Below are 26,368 nucleotides of genomic sequence, written 5' to 3'. Positions count from 1 at the left end.
GATTGCCATTCGATGAAGTCCGTCCTGCTGTCAGCCATTCTGGTCGTTCTGCTCACGCAACCTGCGCATGCCGCGCCGTCCGACGACATATCCATCTATGCGGTCAGCCTGGTGGGCAGCCCCTATCGCCTGGGCGGCACGTCGCCCGAGACCGGACTCGATTGCAGCGGTTTCGTCGACCACGTCTTCCGCCAGATCACCGGCGTCAAGCTGCCCCACGACAGTCTGGCGATCAGCGAATCCACGCAAACGCTCAACCAGGCCGATCTCCAGCCCGGCGATCTGGTTTTCTTCAACACCCTCGGCCACGCGTTCTCCCACGTCGGCATCTATCTGGGCGACGACCGCTTCGTGCATGCCACGAGCAGCCGGACCGGTTCGGTCATGGTGTCCAGGCTCAGCGATCCTTACTGGCGTGAGCGGTTCGACGGCGCTCGCCGCGTCGCCCTGCCTGCGGACCCGTCCGTGACGGTTGCCTCGTTCGAGTAGGGCCGCCCGAAGTCCTTCCCCACTCGCCTCTGCCGGATATCCAGGGAAGCGCCGCAAGGCTCCAATCCGCGCAATCCAGAATTGATAAGCGTTCTCATTTTTAGTACGATGCAGGCATTCTTAATCTCAGCAGGAAAGCCCGCAACATGCCATTCCCCAGACTGATCACCGCGCTGCTCCTGGCCGCTGTAGCCCTGCCCGCAGCAGCCGAGGACGTCGTGGTGTATTCCGCGCGCAATGAACAGCTCATCAAACCCCTGTTCGATGCCTATACCCGCGACACCGGCGTACAGATCAAATTCATCACGGACAAGGAAGGTCCGCTGATGGCACGGCTGAAAGCCGAAGGCAGGAACACCCCCGCCGACGTGCTGCTAACGGTCGATGCCGGCAATCTGTGGCAGGCCGCGGAAGAAGGCCTGCTGCGCCGGATCCAGTCGAAGACCCTGCAGGCCAACGTGCCGGCCCATTTGCGCGATCCCAACAACGAATGGTTCGGTCTGTCGGTACGCGCGCGCACCCTGGTCTACAACACCAACATGGTCAAGCCTGCCGATCTGTCGACCTATGAAGACCTGGCCAATCCGAAATGGAAAGGCCGCCTTTGCCTGCGCACGTCGAAGAAAGTTTATAACCAGAGCCTGGTCGCCATGATGATCACCGAATACGGCGAAGGCAAAACCGAGGACATGGTGCGCGGCTGGATCGCCAACCTCGCCACGTCGCCCTTCCCCGACGACACCAAGGCGATGGAAGCCGTGGCGGCCGGCCAATGCGATGTCACGCTGGTCAACACCTATTATTTCGGCCGCCTGATGGCGAAGCAGCCGAACCTGCCGCTGGCGATTTTCTGGCCCAACCAGAACCTGAAGAACAAGGCTGCCGGCGTGCACGTCAACATCTCCGGGGCGGGTGTCACGCGCTACGCCCGGAATCCAGCCGGTGCGCAGAAATTGATCGAATGGCTGTCGTCCGACAAGGCGCAGAACCTGTTCGCCGACGTCAATCTGGAATACCCAGTCAACCCGAACGTGACGCCTGACAAGACCGTGGCCGCCTGGGGCAATTTCAGACAGAACCTCATCAACGTGAAGGAGGCTGGCAGCCTGCAGGCCAAGGCCGTAAAATTGATGGATCGCGCCGGCTACAAGTAAGAAGTGCCCCATCTTGTCTGACAAGCTTGCAATGCCCTCAAGAACGCCCGCTGCGGGCGTTTTTGTTTGGTCGCCTCCCAGCGGCTGGATGCTGTTCGCCCTTGCGATCACCGCGTTGGTGCTGGTGCCGGTCGTGGTCACCTTCTCGTCGTTTGCACAGGTAGACGGCGATATCCTTGCCCACCTGACCGAATTCGTCCTGCCCGAACTGGTCGGCAATACCTTGTGGCTGCTACTCGGCGTGGGGATCGGCGTCAGCGTGCTGGGCGTGTCGCTGGCCTGGCTCACGGCGATGTGCGACTTTCCCGGACGCCGCCTGTTCGACTGGGCACTGCTGCTGCCGCTGGCCTTGCCCGCCTACGTCACCGCCTTTGTCGCGATCGGCCTGCTGGATTTCACTGGTCCGCTGCAGACCTGGCTGCGAGAAAGCTGGGGTATCACCGGCTTGCCCGAGATCCGCTCGCGCGGTGGGGTCATCCTGGTGATGTCGCTGGCGCTCTACCCCTATGTCTATCTGATTGCGAAGAACGCCTTCGCCACGCAAGGTGCGATCGCGCTGGAAGCCGCACAATCGCTTGGCTTGTCGCGCTGGCAAGGATTCTTCCGGGTGGCGCTGCCAATGGCGCGACCGTGGATCGCCGCCGGCTTGATGCTGGCGCTGATGGAGACCCTGGCCGACTTCGGCACCATGGCGATCTTCAACTACGACACCTTCACTACCGCCATCTACAAGGCCTGGTATAGCCTGTTCTCCCTGCCGGCAGCGGCGCAGCTGGCCTCGATCCTGATTCTGTTCGTGCTGGTCGCGGTGGTGTTCGAGCAGCGTTCACGCACGCGGATGCGCTATGGTGCCGTGGGCCGCAGTGCCGCGCAGCGCCGAATCCGGCTGCCGCCGGCCCTGGCCGGGTTGGCGTTCCTGTATGCCGGGACGGTGCTGGCCGTCGCCTTCCTCATTCCGGTCATGCAGCTTGCCCTGTGGGCACGCACGGTTCTCACCGATGATCTCGATTCGCGCTACTGGGACTTCGCATGGCATTCAGTGCTGCTGGCCGGCATCGGCGCACTGATGGTGGCAGCCGTCGCACTGCTGCTCGCCTACGCTGGACGTCAACGCCCCGGTGCCGCAATGACCTGGACGCAACGCCTCGCCACGCTCGGCTATGCTTTCCCCGGCGCCGTACTGGCGGTGGGGCTGTTCATCCCGATGGCGGCGCTGGACAACTGGCTGATCGATCGCGGCCGCAGCTGGTTCGGCTTCGGCGGCACCGAGATCCTCAAAGGCACGCTGCTGATCATGTTGCTGGCCTATCTGGTGCGTTTTCTTGCAGTCGGCTTCGGTCCCATCGACAGCGGGCTGCACCGCATCACCCGCAGTATCGACGAAGCCGCGCGCAACCTCGGCAGCTCAACCACCGCATTGCTCACCCGTGTGCACTTCCCCATCCTGCGTGCCAGCCTGCTGACAGCCGCGGCGCTGACCTTCGTCGACATCATGAAGGAAATGCCCATTACCCTGATGACCCGCCCATTCGGCTGGGACACACTGGCAGTGCGGGTGTTCGAGATGACCTCGGAAGGCGAATGGGAGCGCGCCGCGTTGCCTTCGCTCGCCATCGTCGTTGCCGGTATCATCCCCATCATTCTCCTGACCTGGCGCGGTACGCGCCCGCTTGACTGACCCCCTATGGCTGAACTGATCCTCGACTCGGTGTCGCAGTCGTACGCCGCACGCCAGATCATCGCCGACCTCTCCTTCACCCTGCCCGAAGGGGCGATCGGCTGCCTGCTCGGCCCGTCGGGCTGCGGCAAGACCACCGCACTGCGCTGCATCTCCGGCTTCGAGCCGATCCAGGCGGGCGAGATCCGCATCGGCGGCGAAGTTGTCAGCCGCCCCGGCTGGATGCTGCCCGCCGAAAAACGCCGCGTCGGCATGGTGTTCCAGGACTACGCGCTGTTCCCGCACCTGAACGTGGCGGACAACGTCGGCTTCGGCCTGCGCGGCCAACCCTCGACTGCGCGTCTGGCGCGAGTCGACGAATTGCTGGCGCTGGTCGGCCTGGCCGGCCACGCCGGGCAGTTCCCGCACCAGCTTTCCGGCGGCCAGCAGCAGCGCGTGGCCCTTGCCCGCGCGCTGGCGCCGCGCCCGCGCCTGATCCTGATGGACGAGCCTTTTTCCAATCTCGACGTCGAACTGCGCGAACGCCTGTCGCTCGAAGTGCGCGACATCCTCAAGCGCGAGGCGACCACCGCGCTCATCGTCACCCACGACCAGTACGAGGCCTTCGCGCTCGCCGACTGGGTCGGCGTCATGCATGAAGGCCGCATCCAGCAGTGGGACACGCCATACAACCTGTATCACGAACCGGCGAACCGCTTTGTCGCCGACTTTGTCGGCCAGGGCACGCTGCTCACCGGCGAAGTCGTCAACGACCATCAGGTCGAAATCGAGCTCGGCGTGCTCGACGGCCACATCCCGGTCGAATGCGACGCCAGCGGCTGCGACGAATGCGTGCGCAACTGCCATGTCGACGTGCTGCTGCGTCCCGACGACATCGTCCACGACGACGACAGCCTGCTGCTGGCGGAAGTCGAGAACAAGGCCTTCCGTGGCGCCGAATTCCTCTACACGCTGAAGCTGCCGAGCGGCCAGCGCGCACTGTCGCTGGTGCCGTCGCACCATAATCACGCCATCGGCGAGAAGATCGGCATCAAGCTGGCCGTCGATCATGTCGTGGCATTCCGCCGCGAATAATTCCATGCTGCCTGCCCCTCTCCGCGGCTTGCTGTTCAATGTCGGGCTGGGTTTCACTGCCGCCCTGTTGCTGATGCTGGCCGTGATCGGCCTGGGCGTCACCCAGATGGCCTATCTCAACGCTGAGCTCTCGAAAGTCGTATCCGTCAACAACGTCAAGACGCGTCTGGCTTCACACATGCGTGACACCCTGCGCGACCGCGCGATGCTGATGCACAACATCGTGGTCTCCATCGATCCTTGGGAAAAAGACACGCTCTTCCTGCAGTTCCAGGAGTATGGCGAACGCTATTCCAAGGACCGCAGCCAACTGGTGACGATGCTCAGCACGCCCGAGGAAATCAAGCTGATGGCCGACCTGGATGCCATCACGCTGGCCAATCAACCGGTCATGTTCAACGTGGTCGAAGCGGCGCTCGATGACAACAATTACAACGCATTGACCCTGCTGCAGAAAGAGGCCATTCCCCTGCAGAACCGTTTGGTCGAAGCGCTCGACAACATGACCAACCTGCAGCGCAAGGAAAACGAGACCGCACTGGGCAAAACCTTCACCGCCTACCAGGCCACGCGCAACCTGATGCTGGTGCTGGGCATCTTCGCGACCTTGCTGGCCTCGTTGGTGGCCATACTGGTAGGCCGCATGCTGACCCAGACACGCCAACTGGAAGTGGAAAGGCAGAAGTACCAGACCCTGTTCGAAACTAACTCGGACGCCGTCGTCATCCTCGACAACTCAGGATTCACCGACTGCAATCCGGCCACGCTGTCGCTGTTCGGCATGGATACGGTCAAAGAATTCCTTCACACGCCGATACAGAAACTCGGCACGCCCATCCAGGCCAATGGCGGAATGGCCATCGACAACGCCATGCGGGCCATCAACCTGGCGCGCCGCCTGGGGCATTCAGCCATAGACTGGCAGGGCGTGCGCAAGGACGGCTCGGTATTTTCGGCCGAGATCGCCCTTCATGCCATGACGCTGGAAGGCAAGCCGGTGATCCAGGCGATCATGCGCGACGTCTCCGAACGCCGGGCCGCCGAGGCCGCCAAGGAAGCGGCCCGCGAGGCAGCCGTCCAGATGGCGCGCGCCAAATCGGAGTTCGTCGCCAACGTCAGCCATGAAATCCGCACGCCGATGCATGGCATCCTAGGGATGAGCGGGCTGCTGCTGAAAACCCCGCTCGACGGCCGTCAGCGCGAATATGCCTCCACCCTGAGAAGCTCGGCCGAAAGCCTGCTTACGATCATCAACGACATTCTCGACTTCTCCAAGATCGAGGCGGGCAAGCTTTCCATCGAACAGGTCGCCTTCTCGCCGGTTGCATTGGTACAGGGCGTGACGGCCCTGTTCCAGGCGCGCGCGCTGGAGAAAAATCTGCAACTCGCCCTGTCGCTGCCCGAACACGCGCCTCCCGCGCTGCTGGGCGATCCCACGCGCATCCGCCAGATCCTGCTGAATCTGGTCGACAACGCCATCAAATTCACCCATCAGGGCGAAGTCGAACTGCACGCGCGCTTCGCAACGAACGAGGACGGTATCGGATGCCAGTTCAGCGTGCGTGACAGCGGCATCGGCATGAATGAAGAAACCCAGACACGTCTGTTCCAGGCTTTTTCGCAGGCGGATTCATCGACCACCCGACGCTATGGCGGAACCGGCCTGGGCCTTGCGGTCAGCAGCCAGCTGGCCGGCCTGATGGGTGGGCGGCTCACGGTCGAGAGCCAACCGGGCAGGNGAAGCTGCTTCACCCTCCATCTCTCGCTTCCTGCGACCACCCTGCCACTGGTCGAGCTTCCGACGCAGTCCGTCATCCAGCTGCACGGCCGCGTCCTGATGGTGGAAGATCATCCCGTCAACCAGAAGGTCCTGTCGCACCAGCTGCGCGAAATGGGCCTGCAGTTTGCCGTGGCCGCCAGCGGTACCCAGGCGCTGGACCTGTTGTCGTCCGAAGCATTCGATCTGGTGCTGATGGACTGGCAAATGCCGGAGATGGACGGCCTCGAAGCCACCCAGCGGATTCGCCGGCTGGAAACCGATGCCCGCCACATTCCGATCATTGCATTGACCGCCAATGCCAATGCAGGTTTCCGCGAAGCCTGCCTGGCAGCGGGCGCGAACGATTACCTCAGCAAACCCTACACCGAAGCCGCATTGTCTGCGCTGCTGATGCAATGGCTGCCGCAGGCTGCGCCAGCTGCAGCCACCGCCCCGCTGCTCGACCTATCCGCCCTGCATGCGCGCTACCCCGGCAATCCGCAGCTGGTGCACGACCTGGAAACGCTCTTCGTCTCCACTACAGAAGCCAGCCTGAGCGCGCTGAAACACGGAATCGAACAAGGCCAGACCGAGCTCTGCCGCAAGGAAGCGCATGCCCTCAAGGGCGCAGCCGCCAGCGTGATGGCCACCGTCATCCGCGAAGGCGCCGCGCGCATCGAAACCCGCGTGCAAAGCGGCGATTTCGCCGCCGCGGCAACGGAACTGGCGGCGCTGGAAGCACACTTCCGCACCCATGGCGGCGGCGCAGATTGACGCACGCCCTGCGGCGCGTAGGATAAAAACCTAGCCGTCCAGGAGACACGTCATGATGCGCTCGCTTCCCCTCCTACTCGCCAGCCTTTGCAGCCTGTCTGCAANNTCGCCGCCGCCCCCTGCGGCCACGCCCCCACCGACCGCAGCGCCAGCCACACCCGCTTCGCCCGAACAAAGCTGGATCGACGTCACGTCGACACCCTACGGCCCGATGCTGATGCAGCAGGCACCGCCGCCACCCTACCGCGATTACCAGATGAACCGCATCCTGACGCCAGAGGAAAAGGCACACTGGCTGCAGACGGCCATGCCCATGATGTCCCATCTGATGCAGATGGACGCGCGCGAGGCGATGAACTATTTCGCCCTCAAGTACAAAGCCAAGCCTGGCGTGTCGTTCGACCAGGTGGTCGAATCGATGATGCTGCGCGCCAATCAGCTGAACCTCAAGTTCGTCGGCAAGAACCTGATATGGAAGGAATTCAGGGCCATGCTGCACGACGACAAGGCGCCACGCGTCGAAGTATTCAGCTTCTGCGACATCGCCGTCGGCCGCGACCTCCTCAAGATCATTCCGGAGATCGTCGTATTCCTGCCCTGCCGCATCGCGGTGATGGAGGATGCCGACAAGAACATCTGGGTACTGACATTGGACTGGGACGTGACCTGGCTCGACCAGGCCGGCAAGCAGGCGGGCATCACGCCGGAATTGCGCAAGGGCGCGATGGACATCCGCGAGAAACTGGATAGCGTGATGCGTGCCGGCGCCGACGGCGCGCTATAAACGCCGGGCGCTGCCCGCAAAAATCTGAATGCCCGCTATCGCAGCCGGATGGCACCATACGGGATTCGTTTCCGGCCCCTAACCGCATGCCTACGCTTTTCTCCCCGTTCATCTCGCTCCCCGTGCTGGAGCGGAATTTCGCCGACGGACTCGCCGCCATGCTGGAAAACCATCGCGTCCTGGGCGTCTACATCCTCGTCCTCGCCAACGCCGCCTACGATCCGAAGCTGTGGACACGACTCGCGCCTGCACTGTCGGCACGTCATGCGGAACTCGCAGCGGCCCTCACCGACACCCTTCGCGACGGCAGGAAATTGGCCGATCCGGAGGATGACGTGCTGGTTTTCCTCAAGCTCCTCGCCATCGGCTTCGACCATCTGAAAACGATGGAAAGCCGCAGCGCCGGACCGTGGCACCTATTCTTCAACCCCATCCGCGCCTTGCGCCCGCCCCGCATCAGCGGAACGAAATTCGACAGTCTGCTGCGCCCCTTCGACCCCGCGGGTTTCCATTTCAACAAATCCTTTCTCGCCAGGGAAATCCTGTGGGAAGGCAAACTCGCCGCCAAGCCGGCACGCCTGCTGTACAACAAATTCCCCTTCGCCCGGCTGCATGGCTTGCTGGTGCCCGATCCCGAGCGCGAACTGCCGCAGTTCCTCACCNCCGAACTGCACGGCTGGGCCTGGCATCTCTGCGCCCATGCAGGCGCGCACGGCCTTTCCCTTGCCTACAACAGCACCGGTGCCGGCGCCTCGGTCAACCATCTGCACTTCCAGAGCTTCGTGCAGCCGAATCCCTTGCCGGTGAAATATCCGTGTTTTGCCCACAACGGCGGCAGCGAACCCTATCCACTTCCGTGCCAACGCTTCACCGAACCCGCCGACGCCTGGCTCGAGATCGATCGCCTGCATGCGCGCAACATCCCCTACAACCTGATCTACAGCAAGAACTGCTTGCATCTCATCGCCCGCGTGCCGCAGGACAGCGACAAACTGTGTGCGGATAGCCGCGGTTACGGCTGGAGCGAAATGGCGGGCGCGGTCACTCTGTTCAGTCGTGAAACGTTTGAAAACTTGAATGCGACGGAATTCGAGGCGGAATTGGCGGGCTTTGCGCCCTGACGGGGCGATTGTCCCCGTATCCCCTGGCCCAAACTGGCATAACCCACACATCACCGTGTCAAGACCTCATCGCTAAGCTCGCCAGGCTTACCTGAGGAGAAACGGCCGTGTGCAAATGGATTCATGCCCTGACGCTGATTCTCGCACTGAGCGCAGCTTTCCATTCGGCTGCCTCGACCATCAGTATTTCAGGTGCCAATGACCCGTTACCCCCACGGGCCTCGCATCATAAGCCTCGCCGTGCCAGAGCCCGCAACGCCCTGGTTGGTCGTAACGCTGCTTCCGATATTGATACCGCTCGGACGTAAACGCACCTCGCACGGGTGCTAGCCAGCGGTCATTCCAGTATGATCACCTGCCCCTGCAGCAAAGCCTCCACGCCCCAGCCAGGCGCTGCCTCGCGTAGTTCGTTCATGATCGCCGACTCATTGCCCGGCTTCAGATGCGTGATCCACACTTCTGGCCGCGCGCTGAGCCCATTCAACTCCGCCGCCAGCGAATCCGGCCAGTGATGCTTCGACGCCTTGGCGATCTCGACCAGTTCGTTTTCGAACGAGGTTTCGATGATGAGGTGGCGCAGGTCGGGAATAGCGTTGAGCGCGGCGACGAAGGGAGCGCTGTGAGTGGTGTCGCCGCTGAACACCAGGCTGCCGGATGCCGTGGCCACATGCAGGCCGCATGCCGGCACCACATGGTTGACCGGCAATGGGCGGAATGTGCGTCCCCTCAGGGTGAACGCCTCGCCCAGGCCGAGCGGCGCGAAGCGTAGCCAGGGCGCCTCCTCGCTCGGAATCTTGCGAAAATCCGGCCACAGCTGCCAATTGAAGAGATGGGTGGACAGTACCTCCAGCACCTCGGGTAGCGCATGCACCGTCACCGGCGTACCGCGCAGGTCGCCGACGCTGTCGAGCAGCAGCGGCAGCCCCAGCACATGATCGAGATGGGCATGGGTGAGGAGCACGTGGTCGATCTTCACCAGTTGCTCGAAGTCGAGTGTGGTGAGACCGCTGCCGGCATCGATCAGCACATCGTCGTCGACCATGAGGCACGTGGTATGACGCCCACTGCCGATGCCGCCGCTGCAACCCAATACGGTAAGTTTCATGGTCACTTTGTCGTGTAGACGAACACGCCGTCCCAGTTGGCGGGCGGCGGCGTTTCGCGGAAATGCGCGATGCGTTCGAGATAGATATCGTACAGCGTACGCGGCGTGCGGGCATTGAGCGCGCGTAGTGCCGATTCGGCCGCCTCCCAATCCTGTGACTGATAACTCGCAAAAGCAAGCTCGAAATCGGCTGCGCCCTGACGCACCGACTCGTCGAGGCCGGCCTTGCCACCCAACGGCTCGTATATCGCCACCGGGGTTTCCTTGCCCTTGACGCGCACGTCGTCGACTTTCATGAAGACGTGCTCCGGATCGGCCTCGACCGTCGTCTGCGTGACCAGGATGCCGACGCCATACTGCTTGGTGATGCCCTCGAGACGCGAGCCGAGGTTGACCGCGTCGCCCATCACCGTGTAGGACATGCGGAATTCCGAGCCCATGTTGCCGACGCTCATGCGACCGGTGTTGACGCCGACACCGATCTTCACCTCGGGCCAGCCACGCGCGGCGAATTCCTGATTCAGTTGCGACAGCGCAGCCTGCATGTCGAGCGCAGTCTGTACGGCACGACTGGCATGATCGCCCAAGTCCACCGGCGCGTTCCAGAACGCCATGATGGCATCACCGATGTATTTGTCGATGGTGCCCCGGTGCTGCTGGACGATGCGCGTCATGGTCGACAGGTAGGCATTCAGCACTTCGGCCAGCTCGACCGGCGGCAGTTTCTCGGAGAAGTTTGTAAAGCCGCGGATATCGGAGAACAGCACCGTCATCTCGCGCGACTGTCCTTCCATCGTGTAGTGGGCTGGATCCTGGCTCATCTCGTCGGCGAGTTCGGGCGGAACATACTGGCCGAAGAGTTTGGTGATCTGGCGTTTGCTGCGCGTCGCCGCAAANAATCCGTAGGCGGTGTTGAGCGCATACAGACCCAATATCGTCAGCATCGGCGCCGCCATCGGCACCACCCAGAAACGCGACCAGGCGGCTGCATAGGCTGCCAGCAGCAATCCCAGCATCGCGAAGCTCGCCAGCAGGCCGGCCACCGGGCCGAAGCGCAGCAATACACCCGTCAGCAACGCGCCCAGCAACAACACGGCTAGCAGACGCACGTCGTCGGCCCACGCGGGCATGCTGCGGGTGGTGCCGTCGAGCATCCCGGCAATCAGGTGGGCGTGAATCTCGACGCCCGGGAAGGTATTGGAGAATGGCGTCACGCGCAGGTCGGTCAACCCTGGCGCAGTCGACCCCACCAGCACGATGCGGTTTTCCAGTTGTGCCGGCGCCACCTTGCCCGCCAGCACCTGTGCCGCCGAAATGTAGGGGAACGGCGAACCGGCGCGATACGGCACATACACGGTGCCGCCGGCACTCAAGGGTATGCGAATGCCGCCCACTTCGATCCACGGCGTACGATATGTCCTGCCGAGCAGACGGCTTTGCTCGACGCCAGCTGTCACGGGATCGCCGCCGAACGCCACCCGCAGGGTGGACGCCGACAGCGCCAGGTAATAGCCGGCGTCGAACGGGGTGACCAGGTTCATCTGGCGCGCCGTGCCATCGGTGTCGGCCCGCATGTTGAAGAACCCGGCAGCCGGTGCCGCTTGCTGGAATGCCGCCAGATTCGCGCCATAGCCAGTAGGCGACGGCATACCCGGGTGCAGCGGATCGAACGCCGTGCCCGGCAGGGACGATGGCGGCAACGTGCCGGTGCGAGCGTCGCCGTAGCCCGCCGGGATGAAGTAATAGCCCAGCGAAACCGGACGTTCGGCGAGCGCCTGGGCAAAACGGGCGTCGTAATCGAGCCGGGGCGCGAGGTGCTCGAGCGCGTTCTGAAAATCGCGACTGCCCGCCAGGTCATGCTGCGCCAGCCGTTTGAGGGTATCGAGTCCCGAACTGTGGTCCGGTTCGGCGAACACGACGTCGAAACCCACTGCCGCCACGCCGTAGCGGTCGAACAGTTGCGCGATCAGCCGGGTCATGGTGTCGCGGCTCCACGGCCAGCGCCCAACGCTCTTCAGGCTGGCTTCGTCGATGTCGAGGATGGCCACGCGGTCGTCCTGGCCGGACAGCGCCGTGCGCTTCAGCCAGACGTCATACAGCCAGGCCTCGGCACGCTGCATGGGAGCGATATGGATCAGCCCACCCACATGGGCCGCGATCAGCAGGACAAACAGCGCAGACAGGCCTGCCTGCGCCAGCCGGGACGAAACGCGCTTCACCGAAGATGGTAGAAGCGGCCGGGCAGGTCCTTGCCATGCACGGCATCAAGACGGCTGCCGACGGCCTCGCCCAGTTCAGCCAGGCGATCGGCCGGATGCGGGTGGGTCTTGTACAGCAGGCTGGTCCGGCTGTCCTTGGCCGGCAGTCCAGCCAGATCCTGCAATACCTCGGGCAGCCCCCAGGGATCGTAGCCGGCGCGCGCCGCAAACACGATGCCGACACGATCGGCCTCGAATTCGGCATTCTTGTCGAGTCCGCGCGCCATGATTTCCGCGCCGTTGCCGATCAGGTTCTGCACCACTTGGTCGCTGTCCTTCACCTTGTTGCTGGCCGCCTGGCCCAGTGCGCCAATCAGGCTGGACTGCTTGAGCACCTTGAGGTGATGTTTCAGGGTGACGTGCGCGATTTCATGCGCCAGCACGCCGGCCAGCTCGGCTTCGTTATTCAGGCGCTGGTAGAGGCCCTTGGTCACGAAGATGTAGCCGCCGGGTGCAGCGAATGCGTTGATGTCCTCGGTATCGAGCACGCCGAAATGCCAGGTGACATCCTTGCGGCCGCTCTGCAGCGCCACCCAGTTGCCGACCAGGTTGACGTAGCGCTGGAGCTTGTCGTCGCGTACCAACGGCACGGCGCCGAGTAGGTTGCCCGCGATCTGCTTGCCGATGCGCGTTTCTTCTTCTGGCGAGTAATTGCCGAACAGTGCAAACCCCAGTTGCTGGGCATCGATTTTTTGTTTGGCCGGCGGCGAGACGCAGTGGTATTTTGCGAGGCATCAGGTGCGGGCGACGTCTGTGCCGGGGCCGATTGCGCCTTCTTGTCCTTGTTCAGCTCCTGGTTGATGCGCTCTTCCAGCAGCTTGCCGAAATCCAACGCCGACGCCACCCCGCTGAACGACACCAGGGCAATGGCCAGAACCATCCATTTGAATTTCATCAGTTGGTCTCCCATGGCGAGGATGGCTTGGCGGACTGGGGCACAGGCAAGGCCGCCACATTGGTCGTCGTCAATCCGGACTCGGCTGCAAAACTGCGGGCCTGTGCAGGGGTGACCTGCCAGGTGTTCAATCGGGCCAGTTCTTCGCCATTGAACTTGGCCTGTTTCAGATCTTCGTCGTTCAAGCCGCGCAGGCCCGCCACAGCCACCACACGGCTGGGATCGGATCGTGTCGTGGCCGCGCCCACCACGTCGCCCAGCCCGGCGCCACCCAACCCGCCTGCCCCGGCCCGTACCGACAGCAACCGGATCCAGCCGGTCGACTTGCCCGAGGTCACGCGCAACCAGCCGCCCTGCTTGGAAAGGATGTTGACGCTGGCGCCTTTGGATACGCTCGCTGCCACTTTGGACGATGCGCTCGGCTGGCTGTAGAGCTTGTCGTTGCGCAGGACCGTGCCGGGCGCGGCGATCGCCGATGCGGCCGCCATGCACAACACCAGCGCGCTTGCCGGAATCAGGAATGTCTTCATCGTGTGTCTTCTCCGTGTGACTGCGAAACTGTAGGGCCTGCCACCCGATGGTGCAAGCGCCGGCAATGGCGTTAAGATGCCGCGATGAATTTTCTTGCGGCTTCCATCGAATCGCTCGGCGCCAAGGTCGTCGGCTGGTTCACCGTCGGGTACGGCATGTTCGCCTTTCTGGCCAAGGCTGGCCTGCTGCTTCTGGAACCCGCCACCTGGAACCGCGCCACCTTCGATGTCGTGGTGAAACAGATCTACTTCACCGCGGTGCAGATCCTGCATGTATTCCTCGGCTACGCGCTGGTGATTTCATGGCTCATCATAACCATCATCCTGTCCACCGCACGCGACTTCGGTCTCACCGAATTCGCCAGCGAAATGACCATCCGCGTCCTGGTTCTGGAACTGCTGCCCTTCCTGACGGCGCTGTTCGTCGCCTTGCGCTCGGGCAGCGCCATCAACACCGAAGTCGCACTGATGCAGGTCAACAATGAATTGGATGCGCTGGCGCATTGCAAGGTTCCGCCGATGCAGTTCGAATTCCTGCCGCGGCTGATTGGCGGGATCGTATCGGTCGTCACCCTGGCCGGCCTGGCCGGCCTGCTCGCCCTCCTGATGGGCTACCTCGCCATTTATGGCATGAACGTGGCCGGCTTCGAGCCGTATACCCGGACCATCGCANAAATCTTCGACTTCAGGATCATGGCGGGTCTGATCGCCAAATGCGCGCTATTCGGACTGGCAGTCACGCTGATCCCGGTCACTGCCGGGCTGGAGACGCCGAAANAACTCTTCATGGTGCCGGTTTCCGTGCTGCGCGGCATGATGCGGGTGTTCTTCGCCATCGTGGCGATCGAGGTGGTGTCATTAGCGCTCAAATACATCTGATCCCGTTCGACGACCGCGACACCCTGATGGCGGCAGTCGACGCCCTGCCCGACGACGTGGCGCGCGTCGCACTCAACCTGCCGCTGCGCGCCAACCTATCTGCGCTCGACAACATCGCACTGATCCCGATCTACCGGGGCCACTTCAACGTCGCCGAATCGAACTGCCAGGCCCTGCAATTGCTGGAACAGCTGGGCCATGCCGGCATCGCGCCGCTACGCGACCCCGACATGACCCCCGCGCAGCGCNTTATCACCAAGCTGGCACGCGCGCTCATCCTGAAGCGCCCGCGACTGGTCATCGACCGCCCCGGTGCCATGCTTTACGATGTGCCTTATCCGAGCTTCATCCGGCAACTGGCCGTACAAGCGGAGATGACGGGCACCTGGGAAATATTCGACTTCAGCTGGAACCAGGCACTTTATCAAGCATGAACAAACTGCATTTCAAGGTCGGGCTGTTTGCCGTCGCATCGCTGGTGCTGGCCGCGGTCTTCATCGTCTACCTGCTGCACGCACGCGGCTTCTTCGAANAAACCTTCCACCTGCAACTGGCCGCAGCCAGTGCCGACGGCGTGGCGCCCGGCGTGCCGGTGGTGTTCTCCGGCATCGAGATCGGCCGCGTCACCACACTCGGCCTGAATGAGAACGGCGGCATCATCATCCATACCGAATTCCTCAGCCGCAATGCCAAATGGCTGAAGGAGAACAGCAGCTTCACCCTCGACAAGCCCATCGTCGGCGGCGCCAAGATCCGGGTCGACTCGCCTGATCTCAGGGCGCCTGCGCTGCCCGACAACGCCACCATGCTGCTGCTCACGTCGGACATCAGCAAGGAGATCCCGGCGCTGGTCGAACGGGTCAAGGCAATCCTTGCCAACGTCGAGTATCTCACCCGCAAGGATGGCGAGATCAACGCCACGCTGGCCAACGTGAAGACCGTGACCGGACGCATGACCGGCGAATACGGTGTGCTCGAAGGCGTGCTCGGCAGTCCGGAGAAGGCGCGTGCGGTGACCGACTCGCTCGACAAGACCCGTGCCCTCATCGCCAAGCTCGATGCCATGACCGCCAAGACCGACCAGTGGCTGTTTGCCCAGGACGGCATGGCCGAACAGACGAAAGCCTCGCTGGCGCAGGTCCGGCTGATGCTGAACGATGCGCAGTCCAGTCTGAAGAAAGCCGACGCAGTGATGTCTAATGCCGTGGAGATTTCCGCCAACGTCAGGNACGGCACCCAGGACATCGCCAAGCTGCGCGCCGAGATCGACGATGCCGTGCGCAAGGCCAATGGCTTGATCAACGAGATCAACAAGAAATGGCCGTTCTCGCGTGAGCCCGAGGTGAAGCTGCCATGAAGACACTTCTCGCCCTCGCCAGCCTGCTCATGCTCGCCGCCTGCGGCAGCGGTGGCCCGCCGCCGCCAGACTGGAAAGTCGACTCGGCCGACCTGGTCGCGCGTTATCAGAAGCATGCGCTGCTCGGCGAGAATACGCTGGCGGAGCGCTACTTCCGGCAGGCGGTCGCCGCCACCGGGGGCAGGTCGTGTCGGCGAGACCGCGCGTCTGTGGCTGGTGCACTGCGCCACCCGCCGCGCCATGCTGATCGACGATGCCTGCAGCGAATATGCCGAGCTCGCCGGCAATCAACCGAATCCGGCCGATCAGGCCTATTACCGCTTCCTCACCCTGCGTTGGGACGGCCTCGACCTTGCCCTGCTACCCAGCCAGCATCGCGATCTCGTGCGTGCGCCCGCAGACAAACGACGTGCGGCACTGGAGCGGATCGATGACCCGCTTGCCCGCTTGCTCGACGCCAGCCTGCTGGTGATGCGCCAAGAAGCCGACGCGGGCACCCTGGCGACAGCAACGGAAACCGCATCGGAGCAGGGCTGGCGGCAACCCCTGCTCACTTACCTGAAACTGCGGCAGCAGCAGGCGGACAAACTTGGCCGGACTGCGGAGTCGGCACAACTTGCCCGCCGCATCCGACTGGTCGAGGAAAGCTTGGCCCAGCCGTGATTTGACGACTAAATAAACATATAAAGACTTAAGAATATAAATGTTCTTCCATGCCCTTCCGGGCCTTCACGGCATCACGCGCTTCCTCGTCGCGGGAATGATCTGAATCAAGTTATTGGCTTCAACTTCTCATGGGCCGACAGGCCGAGCCCATCGGTGTACTGATCGCCCTGCATGGCGCCAGGCCGTACAGATTCGTAAAAACTGCTGCCGCATTGACAAGCCTACGCATGATGATTACCGTGCTCGCTCGAAGAGTTTTTCTTCGTAAATAAAAACCAAGCTACAACCAGGACATTTAATTAAAAGGAGGAGTTACCCATGAAATACACTACGATCGCGCTGGCTGCCCTGGCCATATTCGCCACTGCAGCTCACGCCACACCCGCCATGATGTCCGTTGAATGGACCGCTCAGGCTTGCGACGCCTGGAACAAGGATGCCACCCTGACGGACGGCCTGGGCGAAAAATGGATCAAGAACGACAAAGGCCGCGGCTACAAGATCATTCATCTGTATCGCACGGACTGCGGCGAAGCGACGCAGACTGAGCTGAAGATCGCCGCCAAGGATGGCAAGGCCATGTGCGTCTATGGCGGCGCGGTCCAGAACCACCAGATGGACTATGCGGTCGACTATACGATGCATGCCACCACCGATCGCTGGAACGAAATGGGCGCGGGTGAATATGGCCCGATGAAAGCTATGATGTTTGGCCGTCTCAAATTCACTGGCCCTAAAATGGAAGCGATGGGCGTGATGGGTCCGTTCGAGGCCTTCCTGCGTCTGCCGGGCAAAATCCCGGGCGACAAGGCCTGCCCCGCCAAGTAAACGGGTGAGCCGCAACAATAAGCCGGGAGATTTCCCGGCTTTTTTACGTCGGTGAATCGGACCCAGTCTAATGCACCGTTCCGGTCTGCACGTCGAGCGGCCGCCCATTGCGGATTTCCTCCGGCGTGGCCTCACGAATATCCATCACGTTCACCAGGCAGGTCACGCTCTGCCCAGCCAGTGAAGGATTGCCGTCCAGCGTGAGTTTGCCGTCCTCGATCGCGGTCACGTAAAAACCTTGGTCTCGCCCGACTCATTCTCGAACATGACTTCCGCCCCGATGCGCCGGAATTCCGGCGGCACGTTCTCGATGTCGTCAACGAACACCAGGCTCTCGTCGCGTAGCCCGTATCCCTCTTCGGGCGACAAGGCGATCTCGACGCGGTCGCCTATCTTGCGCCCCGCCACCGCCGCCTCGATCGCCGGCAGGATGCCGCTGTTGGCGCCCTGCACATAGCCCACCGGAATATCATGCTGCTCGACGACCATGCCGCGCGAATCCAGGATGGAATAGGTAATGTATACGAGTGTGTTGTGTGTCACGGTGACCATGCTGTCTCATCCATCTTCATCGAATAAAGCGCCACGCCTGTGTCTGACGAGCTCATGCGCCGCCCGCATATGATACCTTCGAAGTCCACGTCCACACCGCACCCCCATGAAACTGCTCAAACATCTGCCCGCCTGGAAGGACCTGGAACAGCACTTCAAGGCCATGCGCACCTTCGACATGCGCGCCGCATTCCGCGAGGACGCCGGCCGCTTCGACCAGCTCTCGCTACGCTGCGGGAACCTGCTGCTCGACTATTCGAAAAACCGCGTCACGCCCGACACCCTGGGCCTGCTGATGCAACTCGCACGCGAGTCCGAACTGGAGGGCATGCGCACTGCGATGTTCAGCGGCGAGCGCATCAACTTCACCGAACAGCGTGCCGTCCTGCACACGGCGCTGCGTGCGCCGGTCCGTCCGCCGCTGGTGGTGGAAGGCGTGGACGTCGAACGCGAAGTCGCCAAAGTGCTGAACCGCATGCAGCGTTTCGTCGAATCGATTCACAATGGCAGTTGGCGCGGCCATACCGGCAAGCCCATCCGCGACGTGGTGAACATCGGCATCGGCGGCTCGGACCTGGGACCGGCCATGGTGTGTCATGCGCTCGACCATTACGCGGTGGAAAACGTACGGGTGCATTTCGTCTCCAACCTCGATCCCGCGCACCTGGCCGGCACGCTGAAGCAGCTCGATCCCGAAACCACGCTGTTCATCGTCGCCTCGAAAACCTTCACCACACTGGAAACCCTGGCCAACGCCAATTCGGCCAAGGCCTGGCTGTTGGCTGCGCTGCGCGCGCCAGCTGCGGTGGCACGACATTTCGTGGCCCTGTCGACCAACGCCCAGGCAGTCGAGGCCTTCGGTATCGACCCCGACAACATGTTCATCTTCTGGGACTGGGTCGGCGGCCGCTACTCGCTGTGGTCGGCGATCGGCCTGTCGATCGCGCTGCAGATCGGCTGGGGCAACTTCCAGGCGCTGCTGGCGGGTGCCCATGCGATGGACATCCACTTCAAGGAAGCGCCGCTGGAGGCCAACATGCCGGTAATCCTCGGCATGCTCGGCATCTGGTATGCCAACTTCTGGGGCACCGACACCTACGGCATCTTTCCCTACGACCAGCGGCTGCGCCTACTGGTGCCGTTCCTGCAGCAACTCGACATGGAATCGAACGGCAAGAACGTCAACCGCACCAACAAGCTGGTCAACTACAACACCGGCCCCATCGTCTGGGGCGCGCCCGGCACCAACGGCCAGCATGCGTTCTTCGAACTGGTCCATCAGGGCACGCGCCTGATTCCGACCGATTTCCTGGTGGCGGCGGTCAATTCCACGCCGCTGGCCGACCAGCACGAATGGTTGCTGGCCAATTGCCTGGCGCAGACCGAAGCCTTGCTGAAAGGCAAGTCACGTGCGGTGATCGAGGCCGAACTGATCGCCCAGGGCATGAGCCGGGAAGACGCGAAAGCACTCGCACCGCACAAGGTCNTCCCCGGCAATCGCCCCAGCAACACCCTGCTTTATCAGAAGCTCGATCCGCACACGCTGGGCATGCTGATCGCCCTCTACGAGCACAAGGTCTTCGTGCAGGGCGTGATCTGGCAGATCAACAGCTTCGACCAGTGGGGCGTCGAGCTCGGCAAGCAACTGGCGCCGCCGATCCGCGCCGCGCTGAGTTCAGTTCGCGTGATCGGGGAACACGACGGTTCCACCCAGGGGCTGATCGCCGACATCCGCCGGCGGCGCGGGCTCAGTACCTGACTCGCACGCGGTAGGTCAATGTCGTCTTGCCTTCCGCAGGAATCTTCACTTTCCACTCCGCCGTGCCGGATGCCGCCTTGGTATGCGGCTGCGACTCGCTCACCATCGTCCAGTCGCCCGGCATCGGCTCGCGCACGGTGACAGTCACCGCTTCCGGCTTGGCGTTTTTCAACACGACTTCATAGGCCGACTCGAATACATAGTTGAAGCGGCCGCTACCCGCCAGTTTCTGGAAGGCGGTCTGTTTCCTGTCCGCGGTAATGTCAAACGCCTCGCCCAGCTTCAGGCGCACGGTCTCGTTCTTCGGCGTATGGTCGATGCGATCCTCGCCGACGAATTGCGCGTTGCCTTGCCCGTCCCGCTTGTAGACGCGGATCACGCCCTTGGGCAAGGGCACGCCGAGGCCTTCGCCCTTGTTGTCGAATTCGACGAACACGCCGACCTTGATCTTCTGGCCGATTTCGCCGACCTGCCCCGAGTAGTAGTAATTCGCACCCTCGAGCAGGAATTCCTTTCTCACCGGCACCCGGCTCGCCGCCATCAGTGCAACCTGCTTGGTCTGGTTCTCCGCCAGCGTGGTGGGGCGCTGCAGCGTGTAGAGATGGTATTCGAACAGCGATTCCTGCTGCATGTCGGCAGCGTCGGCCGCTTTCGCCGCCATGGCCATCGTCGCACGCGATATCGGCTGCGCCTCGCGCACCCGGTTGAGATCGCCTGCCACCAACTGCAGCTTGGCGTTCGGATAGGCCGCCCCGCTCTGGTTGGTCAGCGTCACCCAGCCGTTCAGATCGAGCCGGTCGTCATCGGCATTCAGTTCGGCTACGTAATCCGCACGCCATGCCAAACCGGAGGTCAGATAGGACAACTCCAGGTTCTGCAAGCCCGCAGACGGGTTGATCAGCGAGATGACCAGGGTAGGCGTATCGCGCAACGTGTCGGGCACACCGGGAAACGCCAGCCGTCCCGGTACGCCGGTTTCGATGCGGCCGTCGGCAAACTTGAGCACCACGCCGTTGTTGGTGGAAAGCACAGTGGCGGTTTCGCGGGTTTCCACGTCGGTGCCCGCATGCATGCGGATGACGCTGACCTCGCGTCCAACATATTTTTCGAGCAGCTTTTGCGGGGTCAGCAGATCGAAATCGAAATTCTGTTCCTGTAGCCGGAATCCGGCCGGATTCGACAGATTGCGCAACTGCGCGGTTTCCGGGCGCATCTGCGCCGACACTTCACGCCACGCCAGCTGATTGAAATCGCGTCCCAGCCTGACCCGCCGCGTATCCTTCACCAGCGCCAGGTTGTCGTTATAGATCGTAACCGCCACGCCTGACTGGTCGGATGCGGTGCTGACGATCTCATCGCGCGGCGCAGCCCAACCCGCCTGTGATGTAAGCATCAGGCCGGCGATTATCGTGTTGCGCAGTATTTCCTTCATCATAGGGTCCTCGTCCAGGTCTTTCCACAAGATTCCATGATGACGCAAGCACGCGAAAAATGCTTCCCGGCGCTAGAATGAACAAACGAATTCCGCAGTGAGCGACATGATCTCAGACGACTCCACTCCATCGCGCATCGTCGGCGGCGGCATCAATACCAGTGAATCCGAACAGCCCGTGGTGGTGACGCAGATGCTTGGCATAGCGAGCAGCGACCCGGTTCGGGAGGAAGTCTTGCGGGCGCGTTTCCTCTCGTTCGATCCGCTGTTCGACGTCGCCTCCAGTCTGGTTGCGCACCAGTTGGTCCTGCGCGGCCGGGCCGCCGGCGCCGATGCGCCCNCCGAACTCCGGCAAATGGAAGAGGACATGTTGCTGACCGGTTTGTATTCCCTGACCCAGGACGGCCTGACCGGCGAACTGCCCCTTCTGGTGAGAATCAGTACGGGCATGCTGTTCAGCGAAGTGCCGCAGCAACTCAACCACCGCCAGCTGATCTGGTGCGTGAACCTCGACAACGAGCAGCACCTGGCGCGTGCTCTGGCCCTGCAGGATGCGGGGCTGACGTTCTGTCCCACACTCAACCCCCAGGATGCGGTCGTGCAGGACAGTATGTCCGCCTGGCGCTACCTTGCCTGCAATGCCGACGACACGCCGCCGGCCGTTGCTGCGCGCCTGATCGTGGATGGCGTGCGGCATGCCCACGCCCAGGCTCGCTGGCCCGGCAACACCTGGTTTCGGGGCAGCTTCTTTNCCGGCGATACCCAGCCCGCCGAAATCAGCCATGAACAGGCCGTCCAGCTGGATCTGCTGGCCATCGCCCTGCGCGAATCGGTTGAAACCCTGGTGCAATTCTTCCGGCTGAACCCCGACATGGCGCCGCGCCTGCTTGCCATTGCCAACTCCCAGGCCGGCGGCTTGAGCCGGCCTGCCGAATCGACGGCCCATGCGCTCATCATGCTGGGCTCGCAACGCGCCGGCCGCGTGGCAGCCCTGCTGGCGTTGGCTGGCAGGCAGCCCACCGAATCCTCGCGTCACTATGCCATCACCGCGTTGACGCGTGCGCTGTTCATGGGAAAGATCACCCGCCTGGGCGCACCGGCCGAGAGCGCCGCCGCCGCATTCGAAATCGGCCTGCTGTCGACCGCTCCCNTTGCGCTGTCGCTGCCGGTGGAAACGCTCATCCGCAAGCTGGGCCTGTCGGCAACCAGCGCACGCGCACTGAGCGCGCACCCTTCGCCCGAAGGGGCCATGCTGCAATTGACCTATGCCTGCGAGAACAACGACGCCGAGACATTGGCCTCGTATGCGCAGCAACTGGATATTCCGCTGCACCAGATTTCCGTGGCCTATCTGGACGCCTTGATCGCCGCATCCGAACTCGACGCCGCCTTGCATTGACAGCGTAAAATGGCGGTTTTGTTTGCCGCTCGCGCCATGCACCCCACCCTGGTTTTCGACATTGAAACGATTCCCGACCTCGCCGGATTCGCCGCCGTCAACGGCATAGACGAAGCCGCCCTGCCGCAGGCCGAGCTCGCCGAAATGGCCCTGCTCGCCCGTCGCCAGAAAACCGGCAGCGACTTCATGCCGCATCACCTGCACCGCATCGTCGCGATCTCCTGCGTGCTGAGGAGCGGCGACCAGCTCAAGGTCTGGTCGCTCGGCGAACCCGACAGCAGCGAGGCCGAGCTGATCCAGCGCTTCTACGACGGCATCGAACGCTATACCCCCAGCTCGTTTCGTGGAACGGCGGCGGATTCGACCTGCCGGTGCTGCATTACCGTGCCCTGATCCATGGCGTGGCCGCGGCGCGCTACTGGGACTGGGGCGACGACGACAAGGAGTTCAAGTGGAACAGCTACCTCGGTCGCTACCACACCCGGCATCTGGATCTGATGGACGTGCTGGCGATGTACCAGGCGCGCGCCAATGCCCCGCTCGACCAGATGGCCAAGCTGTGCGGTTTCCCCGGCAAGCTGGGGATGGACGGATCGAAGGTGCTGGATGCCTTCCAGAACGGCGAGATCGATGCCATCCGCAACTACTGCGAAACCGACGTGATGAACACCTGGCTGGTCTACCTGCGCTTCCAGAAGATGCGCGGCACGCTGACCGAGTCGGCCTACGCAGCCGAGATCGAGCTCGCGCGGAATACGGTCCAGACCCACCCTGCTCCGCACTGGCAGGAATTCCTGGCGGCCTGGGCATGAAGCAAACGGTCGACATCCTCTCCCTCGACCACGAGGGCCACGGCGTCGCGCGCCTCGACGGCAAGGTCACCTTCGTCGACGGTGCGCTGGCGGGCGAACGCGCGGACATCGCGGTCTACCGCAAGCACGCCAAATACAACTCGGCCAACGCGGTCGCTATCCTCAAGGCCAGCGCCCAGCGCGCGGAACCACGCTGCAAATACTTCGGCCGCTGCGGCGGCTGCTCGATGCAGCATCTGGAAGCCAGCGCCCAGGTAGCCGCCAAGCAGCGCGTACTGGAAGAGAATCTCGCCCGCATCGGCAAGGTCAGCCCCGACATCATGCTGCGCGCCCTGCACGGGCCGACCTGGGGCTATCGCCACCGCGCGCGGCTGTCGGTACGACGGGTCGACAAGAAAGGCGGCGTGCTGGTCGGTTTCCACGAGAAGCGCTCCAGCTTCATTGCCGACATGGCGAGTTGCGAGGTGCTGACGCCCGACGTCTCGGCACTGATTCAGCCCCTGCGCGAGCTGATCGTGCAACTGTCGAACGCCGATCGCATCCCGCAGATCGAGATCGCCGTCGGCGAACATATTACTGTGCTGGTATTTCGCCTGCTCGAACCCTGGACCGACGAGGACGCCGCCCAGGTACGAGCATTTGCCGACCGGCATCGCGTCCATATCTGGGAGCAGGCANAAGGCCCCGACACCGTGCGCCCGTTCTGGCCCGACATCGCGCCCGAGCTCAGCTACAGCCTGCCCGAATTCGGCCTGACGATGCCGTTCAGACCCACCGATTTCACCCAGGTCAACACCGCCATCAACCGCGCGTTGGTCAGCCGCGCGCTGCGCCTGCTCGACCCGCAACCGGGCGAACGCATTGCCGACCTGTTCTGCGGCCTGGGCAACTTCACCCTGCCCATCGCCCGAAGCGGGGCCGATGTGCTCGGCATCGAAGGCAGCACGGAACTCGTCGCCCGTGCACGTGCGAATGCCCTGCATAACGCGTTGCCCAACGCCCACTTCGTGGTCGACAACCTGTTCGAGATGACATCCGAGAAATTCGCTGCCCTGGGGCACTTCGACAAGCTGCTGATCGATCCGCCGCGTTCCGGCGCCATCGAGGTCGTCAAATCGCTGCCCGGCGGCCGCGGACCACAGCGCATCGTCTATGTTTCGTGCGACCCCGCCACGCTGGCACGGGACGCCGAGGTGCTGGTGCACGTCAAGGGTTACCGGCTCGAAGCCGCCGGCGTCGCCAACATGTTCCCGCATACCGCACATGTGGAGTCGATTGCCCTGTTTACGCGGTAATCCATTAAAATCCCGCTTTTACCTAGCCCTCAACCCTTGGCCCTAACATGGCACTCATCGTACAAAAATACGGCGGCACCTCGGTCGCCAACGTCGAACGCATCCGCGCCGTGGCGGAACGTGTCGCCAAATTCAAAATGCTCGGCCACCAGGTGGTGGTCGTACTCTCGGCCATGTCGGGCGAGACCAATCGGCTGATCGCGCTGGCGAAAGGCATTCAGGCGCAACCCGACCCGCGCGAACTCGACATGCTGGTGTCCACCGGCGAGCAGGTCACCATTGCCCTGCTCGCCATGGCGCTGAAAGACCTTGGCCTGAAAGCCAAGAGCTATACCGGCGCGCAGGTGCGCATCCTCACCGACAACGCCTTTACCAAGGCGCGCATCCTCAGCATCGACGAAGCCAACATGCGGCGCGACCTGGATTCGGGCCATGTGGTCGTGGTCGCCGGCTTCCAGGGTGTCGATGCCGACGGCAACATCACCACGTTGGGCCGCGGCGGTTCCGACACCACCGGCGTCGCGCTGGCTGCCGCACTCAAGGCCGACGAGTGCCAGATCTACACCGACGTCGACGGCGTCTACACCACCGACCCGCGTATCGTCCCCGAAGCACGCCGTCTGAAGACCGTCACCTTCGAGGAAATGCTCGAAATGGCGAGCCTCGGCTCCAAGGTGCTGCAGATCCGTTCGGTCGAGTTCGCCGGCAAATACAAAGTCAAACTTCGTGTGCTGTCCAGCTTTCAGGATGAAGGCGACGGCACGCTCATCACCTTCGAGGAAAGCGACAACATGGAACAGGCCATCATCTCCGGCATCGCGTTCAACCGCGACGAAGCCAAAATCACCGTGGTCGGCGTGCCCGACCAGCCCGGCATCGCCTACCAGATTCTCGGCCCAGTGGCCGACGCCAACATCGACGTCGACATGATCGTGCAGAACGTCGGCCACGCGAACACTACCGACTTCACCTTCACCGTACACCGCAACGACTTCGCCAAGGCCATGGACATCGTCAAGGCCAATGCTGCAACCACCGGCGCACGCGAGGTCACCGGCGACGACAAGATCGCCAAGGTCTCGATCGTCGGCGTCGGCATGCGCTCGCACGTGGGCATCGCACGCAAGATGTTCGAAACTCTGTCGAAGGAAAACATCAACCTGCAGATGATCTCCACCTCGGAAATCAAGATCTCGGTGGTGGTCGAGGACAAATACATGGAACTCGCGGTGCGTGCCCTGCATCAGGCCTTCGAACTCGACAAGGCCCCTGCCTGAGGTGGCTTTCCGCCGCGCATTCCGCTACAATGCGCGGCGGTTCGGAGACGTGGCCGAGTGGTTGAAGGTACTCCCCTGCTAAGGGAGCATGCGGGCTTAAACCTGCATCGAGGGTTCGAATCCCTCCGTCTCCGCCAAACAACCAAAAGAATCAAATAGTTATAGTTGTAGTGAGCACTTTACCCACCAGTGAACCCACCGCAGGGTTTGCGAATTTGGTACATGCAACAGCTGCGCATAACGAGCAACCTTCAAAGCGCCCGTAGCTCAGCTGGATAGAGTACTTGGCTACGAACCAAGGGGTCAGGAGTTCGAATCTCTTCGGGCGCACCAATTCTAGAGGCTTCCACTTGGAAGCCTCTTTTCATTTGATCATGTTTCTCCATCTGCATCATTGGCGAAGGTCTTGCGCAGCACCCAAACCATCACCACCATGTAGATTCCGAAGAGGATTAGGTAGGCGACGCGCTCGCTGAACAGCGCGGTCAGCG

General features: G+C 62.6%; 23 protein-coding genes, 2 tRNA genes and 1 pseudogene. 19 read left to right on the top strand and 7 right to left on the bottom strand.

Going from position 1 to position 26,368, the window contains the following annotated elements; genetic code table 11:
• Positions 1-12 precede the first annotated feature (12 nt).
• From HZY77_RS01640 to HZY77_RS01610, 7 genes are all read left to right on the top strand, one after another.
• A complete protein-coding gene (locus tag HZY77_RS01640) occupies positions 13-489 on the top strand; it encodes a C40 family peptidase (RefSeq protein ID WP_296818095.1) in 477 nt (158 codons plus the stop codon).
• A gap of 146 nt (positions 490-635) precedes the next feature.
• Positions 636-1,643 (top strand): extracellular solute-binding protein, encoded by a 1,008-nt coding sequence (locus HZY77_RS01635; protein ID WP_296818093.1) that lies wholly within the window; start codon positions 636-638, stop codon positions 1,641-1,643.
• Positions 1,644-1,731: 88 nt separating this feature from the next.
• Positions 1,732-3,321 carry an iron ABC transporter permease gene (locus tag HZY77_RS01630; RefSeq protein WP_296818091.1) on the top strand — a complete coding sequence of 530 codons (1,590 nt, stop codon included), beginning with the start codon at positions 1,732-1,734 and terminating at the stop codon, positions 3,319-3,321.
• 6 nt (positions 3,322-3,327) lie between these two features.
• Positions 3,328-4,395 (top strand): ABC transporter ATP-binding protein, encoded by a 1,068-nt coding sequence (locus tag HZY77_RS01625; RefSeq protein WP_296818089.1) that lies wholly within the window; start codon positions 3,328-3,330, stop codon positions 4,393-4,395.
• A 4-nt stretch (positions 4,396-4,399) separates the two neighbouring features.
• Positions 4,400-6,928, top strand: a complete 2,529-nt coding sequence (locus HZY77_RS01620; protein WP_296818087.1) for a response regulator — start codon at positions 4,400-4,402, stop codon at positions 6,926-6,928.
• A gap of 52 nt (positions 6,929-6,980) precedes the next feature.
• The gene (locus HZY77_RS01615; RefSeq protein ID WP_296818085.1) at positions 6,981-7,712 is read left to right on the top strand and encodes a DUF302 domain-containing protein; all 732 of its coding nucleotides are present in this window, start codon (positions 6,981-6,983) and stop codon (positions 7,710-7,712) included.
• 86 nt (positions 7,713-7,798) lie between these two features.
• Entirely contained in the window at positions 7,799-8,833 is a 1,035-nt protein-coding gene (locus HZY77_RS01610; RefSeq protein WP_296818083.1) for a hypothetical protein, read from the top strand.
• Between the two features lie 337 nt (positions 8,834-9,170).
• Here the strand turns inward: HZY77_RS01610 and HZY77_RS01605 are convergent, their stop codons facing one another.
• From HZY77_RS01605 to HZY77_RS01590, 4 genes are all read right to left on the bottom strand, one after another.
• Entirely contained in the window at positions 9,171-9,938 is a 768-nt protein-coding gene (locus HZY77_RS01605) for a 3',5'-cyclic-nucleotide phosphodiesterase (RefSeq protein ID WP_296818081.1), read from the bottom strand.
• Between the two features lie 2 nt (positions 9,939-9,940).
• Positions 9,941-12,157 carry an adenylate/guanylate cyclase domain-containing protein gene (locus HZY77_RS01600; RefSeq protein WP_296818079.1) on the bottom strand — a complete coding sequence of 739 codons (2,217 nt, stop codon included), beginning with the start codon at positions 12,155-12,157 and terminating at the stop codon, positions 9,941-9,943.
• A complete protein-coding gene (locus tag HZY77_RS01595) occupies positions 12,154-12,786 on the bottom strand; it encodes a M48 family metalloprotease (RefSeq protein WP_296818077.1) in 633 nt (210 codons plus the stop codon). The genes HZY77_RS01600 and HZY77_RS01595 overlap by 4 nt, the downstream gene beginning before the upstream one ends.
• A gap of 304 nt (positions 12,787-13,090) precedes the next feature.
• Positions 13,091-13,621, bottom strand: a complete 531-nt coding sequence (locus HZY77_RS01590) for an SH3 domain-containing protein (RefSeq protein WP_296818074.1) — start codon at positions 13,619-13,621, stop codon at positions 13,091-13,093.
• 84 nt (positions 13,622-13,705) lie between these two features.
• Between HZY77_RS01590 and HZY77_RS01585 the strand changes: the two genes are divergently transcribed.
• From HZY77_RS01585 to HZY77_RS01565, 5 genes are all read left to right on the top strand, one after another.
• Entirely contained in the window at positions 13,706-14,500 is a 795-nt protein-coding gene (locus tag HZY77_RS01585) for an ABC transporter permease (protein WP_296818072.1), read from the top strand.
• 26 nt (positions 14,501-14,526) lie between these two features.
• Positions 14,527-14,934, top strand: a complete 408-nt coding sequence (locus HZY77_RS01580) for a hypothetical protein (RefSeq protein WP_296818071.1) — start codon at positions 14,527-14,529, stop codon at positions 14,932-14,934.
• Positions 14,931-15,857, top strand: coding sequence for an MlaD family protein (locus HZY77_RS01575; RefSeq protein ID WP_296818068.1), 927 nt, complete (start codon positions 14,931-14,933; stop codon positions 15,855-15,857). Before HZY77_RS01580 ends, HZY77_RS01575 begins: the two co-directional genes overlap by 4 nt.
• 216 nt (positions 15,858-16,073) lie before the next feature.
• The gene (locus HZY77_RS01570; protein ID WP_296818066.1) at positions 16,074-16,520 is read left to right on the top strand and encodes a hypothetical protein; all 447 of its coding nucleotides are present in this window, start codon (positions 16,074-16,076) and stop codon (positions 16,518-16,520) included.
• Between the two features lie 321 nt (positions 16,521-16,841).
• Positions 16,842-17,351 carry an SCP2 sterol-binding domain-containing protein gene (locus HZY77_RS01565; RefSeq protein ID WP_296635914.1) on the top strand — a complete coding sequence of 170 codons (510 nt, stop codon included), beginning with the start codon at positions 16,842-16,844 and terminating at the stop codon, positions 17,349-17,351.
• Between the two features lie 67 nt (positions 17,352-17,418).
• Here the strand turns inward: HZY77_RS01565 and HZY77_RS01560 are convergent, their stop codons facing one another.
• Positions 17,419-17,580 carry a hypothetical protein gene (locus HZY77_RS01560; protein ID WP_296818064.1) on the bottom strand — a complete coding sequence of 54 codons (162 nt, stop codon included), beginning with the start codon at positions 17,578-17,580 and terminating at the stop codon, positions 17,419-17,421.
• Positions 17,577-17,903: a hypothetical protein gene (locus tag HZY77_RS01555; protein ID WP_296818062.1), complete on the bottom strand. Its 327-nt coding sequence runs from the start codon at positions 17,901-17,903 to the stop codon at positions 17,577-17,579. The genes HZY77_RS01560 and HZY77_RS01555 overlap by 4 nt, the downstream gene beginning before the upstream one ends.
• Before the next feature lie 106 nt (positions 17,904-18,009).
• Here HZY77_RS01555 and pgi point away from each other — a divergent pair, with 106 nt between their 5' ends.
• A complete protein-coding gene (gene pgi, locus HZY77_RS01550) occupies positions 18,010-19,662 on the top strand; it encodes a glucose-6-phosphate isomerase (RefSeq protein ID WP_296818060.1) in 1,653 nt (550 codons plus the stop codon).
• On the opposite strand, the gene HZY77_RS01545 is transcribed toward pgi, so the two are convergent.
• Complete coding sequence (locus HZY77_RS01545) at positions 19,652-21,097, bottom strand: DUF4139 domain-containing protein (RefSeq protein WP_296818058.1); 1,446 nt, start codon at positions 21,095-21,097, stop codon at positions 19,652-19,654. The two genes, pgi and HZY77_RS01545, sit on opposite strands and share 11 nt — an antisense overlap.
• 103 nt (positions 21,098-21,200) lie before the next feature.
• Between HZY77_RS01545 and HZY77_RS01540 the strand changes: the two genes are divergently transcribed.
• The 6 genes and pseudogenes from HZY77_RS01540 (at position 21,201) to HZY77_RS01515 (ending at position 26,210) form a co-directional block, all read left to right on the top strand.
• On the top strand, positions 21,201-22,493 hold the full coding sequence (locus tag HZY77_RS01540; RefSeq protein WP_296818056.1) for an HDOD domain-containing protein: 1,293 nt from the start codon (positions 21,201-21,203) through the stop codon (positions 22,491-22,493).
• Positions 22,494-22,529: 36 nt separating this feature from the next.
• Positions 22,530-23,305: pseudogene (locus HZY77_RS01535) on the top strand (3'-5' exonuclease).
• A complete protein-coding gene (gene rlmD / locus HZY77_RS01530) occupies positions 23,302-24,600 on the top strand; it encodes a 23S rRNA (uracil(1939)-C(5))-methyltransferase RlmD (RefSeq protein ID WP_296818054.1) in 1,299 nt (432 codons plus the stop codon). Before HZY77_RS01535 ends, rlmD begins: the two are co-directional and overlap by 4 nt.
• Positions 24,601-24,647: 47 nt before the next feature.
• The gene (locus HZY77_RS01525; protein ID WP_296635932.1) at positions 24,648-25,877 is read left to right on the top strand and encodes an aspartate kinase; all 1,230 of its coding nucleotides are present in this window, start codon (positions 24,648-24,650) and stop codon (positions 25,875-25,877) included.
• A gap of 43 nt (positions 25,878-25,920) precedes the next feature.
• Positions 25,921-26,014 (top strand) — tRNA-Ser (locus HZY77_RS01520).
• Positions 26,015-26,133: 119 nt separating this feature from the next.
• Positions 26,134-26,210 (top strand) — tRNA-Arg (locus HZY77_RS01515).
• Positions 26,211-26,368: the final 158 nt, after the last annotated feature.

Source organism: Thiobacillus sp., assembly GCF_013693775.1.
Lineage (GTDB): Bacteria > Pseudomonadota > Gammaproteobacteria > Burkholderiales > Thiobacillaceae > Thiobacillus.
The sequence above is the reverse complement of the archived record's forward strand: the minus strand, read 5'-3'. Positions and strand labels throughout refer to the sequence as shown.

Coding starts and splice junctions, on each gene's coding strand:
- HZY77_RS01640 (WP_296818095.1), top strand. CDS start 13: ATGAAGTCCGTCCTGCTGTCAGCCATTCTGGTCGTTCTGCTCACGCAA.
- HZY77_RS01635 (WP_296818093.1), top strand. CDS start 636: ATGCCATTCCCCAGACTGATCACCGCGCTGCTCCTGGCCGCTGTAGCC.
- HZY77_RS01630 (WP_296818091.1), top strand. CDS start 1,732: ATGCTGTTCGCCCTTGCGATCACCGCGTTGGTGCTGGTGCCGGTCGTG.
- HZY77_RS01625 (WP_296818089.1), top strand. CDS start 3,328: ATGGCTGAACTGATCCTCGACTCGGTGTCGCAGTCGTACGCCGCACGC.
- HZY77_RS01605 (WP_296818081.1), bottom strand. CDS start 9,938: ATGAAACTTACCGTATTGGGTTGCAGCGGCGGCATCGGCAGTGGGCGT.
- HZY77_RS01590 (WP_296818074.1), bottom strand. CDS start 13,621: ATGAAGACATTCCTGATTCCGGCAAGCGCGCTGGTGTTGTGCATGGCG.
- HZY77_RS01565 (WP_296635914.1), top strand. CDS start 16,842: ATGAAATACACTACGATCGCGCTGGCTGCCCTGGCCATATTCGCCACT.
- HZY77_RS01555 (WP_296818062.1), bottom strand. CDS start 17,903: ATGGTCACCGTGACACACAACACACTCGTATACATTACCTATTCCATC.
- HZY77_RS01545 (WP_296818058.1), bottom strand. CDS start 21,097: ATGATGAAGGAAATACTGCGCAACACGATAATCGCCGGCCTGATGCTT.
- HZY77_RS01525 (WP_296635932.1), top strand. CDS start 24,648: ATGGCACTCATCGTACAAAAATACGGCGGCACCTCGGTCGCCAACGTC.